The sequence below is a fragment of the Comamonas sp. JUb58 genome (assembly GCF_004364775.1).
Lineage (GTDB): Bacteria > Pseudomonadota > Gammaproteobacteria > Burkholderiales > Burkholderiaceae_C > Comamonas.
Genome location: NZ_SOAL01000051.1, coordinates 1 through 2,436, shown reverse-complemented (window position 1 = coordinate 2,436; position 2,436 = coordinate 1). Strand labels below are relative to the sequence as shown.

Sequence of the window (2,436 nt, the reverse complement as noted above, 5' to 3'; positions counted from 1 at the left end):
TGTTAGGGCCGATGCAATCTTGACCAGCAGTGCCAATCGAGCTTTGACCAGGTACTGGAGCAGCCTTTGAGATGACCGCTTGTGAATAACTATAGGCTGTTTACCTCATTGGCTACTCCTTCTTTACCTCTGCCAGGTCTACTTGCAACTCTTCTGGTGAGCTCCCTTCCGTGTTTCCAGTAGCCTGAACTGCTGCAGCTTTCCTACTTTGCTCTCTTGTCTTGATCCGCCCCTTGGCTTCGTGCGTGCTATGCCGGAACCGATAGGACTCATTTCCCGTCTCGATGATGTGGCAGTGGTGGGTCAGTCGATCTAGCAGGGCCGTGGTCAATTTGGCATCGCCGAACACACTGGACCATTCGGCAAACGTCAGGTTGGTGGTGATCAGCACGCTGGTGTGCTCGTACAGTTTGGACAGTAGGTGGAATAGCAGAGCACCTCCCGCCTGGCTGAACGGCAAGTAGCCCAGCTCGTCCAGTACGACCAAGTCCATACGCATCAGGCTCATCGCAATCCGCCCAGCCCGCCCTTGTGCTTTCTCCTGCTCCAGCGCATTGACTAGATCAACCGTCGAGTAGAAGCGCACTCGTTTGCCATGTCTGCTCAACCCGGATATACCCAGTGCCGTAGCCAGATGTGTTTTGCCAGTACCAGGACCACCGATCAACACTACGTTTTGAGAATCCTGCGTGAACGATAGGTCTGAGAGCTTTTGAACCAACCTCTGGTCAACTTGCGAGACCGTGAAGTCAAACCCAGCCAGATCTCGATGCACAGGAAAGCGCGCAGACTTCATCTGGTGAGCAATGGAGCGCATGACGCGATCTGCGTGCTCCGCTTGAAGCAGGTGCTCCACCAACCAGCGAGATGCAGCCAAGGTGGTATCGCCCCCTTGCTCGGTCAGATCGGCCCAGGCGGTGGCCATTCCGTTTAAGCGCAGACTCTTCAATTGCGTCTGCACATCGGTAGAGGGTTCACGCATGATTGATCTCCTGTCCATTCAGATGGTCCAAGTGAGTTGGTCGCAGGCGGTCATAGCGTGCGGTGTCGGCGATTGGTGCCTCGCGCAGTCGCAGTGATGTTTGCGCCTGATCTGGGGCGGCAGGCGTGTTTAAGCGGGCCAGCACATTGCGCACATGCTCTACGCTGATGCTGCCACTCGGTGCCATGCCTTCTAGCACCAACTCGACCGCCACCAATACCGCTTCAAGCCCAGCTTGTGGCACCACGGCTAGAACCTGAGCCATCACCCTATCTCCACCGGGATGCCGCAGTAGCGACTGGCGCAAACGCAGCAGCGGCGCTGGTAAGTCCAGGAATGGAGTGCCATTGCGCAAAGCGCCTGGCTTGCGCTGGACCAGCTCGATATAGTGCTGCCAGTCATAACTGGTCTGGCCACTGCCCGGAAGGCGTGCGTGGCTTGCCACTACGCAATCGCCCGCAGCCACATCGATTCGATCAGGATAGACCCGGGTGCTGACGATATGGCCAGCCCATTCACATGGCACGGAATAGCGATTACGAGTTGCAGTCACCAAGCAAGTGCTGCTCACCCGGGCTAGCCGTTCGACGTAGCCGTCGAATGGTGCAGGCATGGACATTAGATGGCCTTTCTCCAACTCCCACATCTCTGCGACTGTGAACTGGCGATGGATGGGATGCGCGGTATCGGCCCACACTGATCGACAGCGCTCTGCCAGCCAAGCATTGAGTTCTATGAAGGAGCCAAAGCGCCGTGTACTTGCCTCGATCCAGATCCGCCGGCGGCTGTCTTGCACATTCTTCTCGACGACACCTTTCTCCCAACCCGAAGCGACATTGCAGAAGTCAGGATCAAACAGGTAGTGGCTGCACATAGCGGCAAACCGCGCATTGACGACACGCTTTTTACCGCGCTGGACCTTGTCTACGGCAGTGCGCATGTTGTCGTAAATGCCCCGCCGAGTGACACCGCCCAGCGCCTGGAATGATCGGGTATGTGCGTCGAATAGCATCTCGTGGCTCTGGCTGGGATAGGCCACTAACCAGAAGGCACGACTGGCGCACAGCTTCAAATGCGCCACCTGAACGTTGTAGAACACCCCCCCAATGACCATGGCCTCATCGCTCCAGTCGAACTGGAAGGCCTCACCCAGCTCGAAACTAAGAGGTACGAAGGCCTTGGTGGGGCTTGATGCTGATTCGACTCGCCAGCGGCGGATGTAGTCCGTGACGGCGCTGTATCCACCTCGGTAACCTTGAGCCTGGATCTGGGCAAACAGGGCACGGCCGCTGCGCCTGCCTTGCTTAGGGCGGTGACTGTCGGCTGAGAGCGCTTGCTGCAAGATGGGCTCGAAAGCAGTGAGCTTTCCAGCCTGCTTGATCCGCTCGTACTTGGGCACGACGTCGCCGGGAGCCTTGAGCCACTTCTTGACGGTATTGCGAGCAAGGCCAGTG

Annotated in this window: 2 protein-coding genes; both read right to left on the bottom strand. The window is 57.5% G+C overall.

The genetic code is table 11. The features are described from left to right. Positions 1-112: 112 nt before the first annotated feature. Positions 113-982, bottom strand: coding sequence for an IS21-like element helper ATPase IstB (istB, locus tag EDF71_RS24810; protein ID WP_133859186.1), 870 nt, complete (start codon positions 980-982; stop codon positions 113-115). Next, a partial coding sequence (gene istA / locus EDF71_RS24805; protein ID WP_133859185.1) for an IS21 family transposase occupies positions 975-2,436 on the bottom strand: 1,462 nt, incomplete at its 5' end. The genes istB and istA, both read right to left, overlap by 8 nt.

What these genes read in the sequence shown, in the direction of transcription:
- istB (WP_133859186.1), bottom strand. Translation starts at nt 982, where the DNA reads ATGCGTGAACCCTCTACCGATGTGCAGACGCAATTGAAGAGTCTGCGC.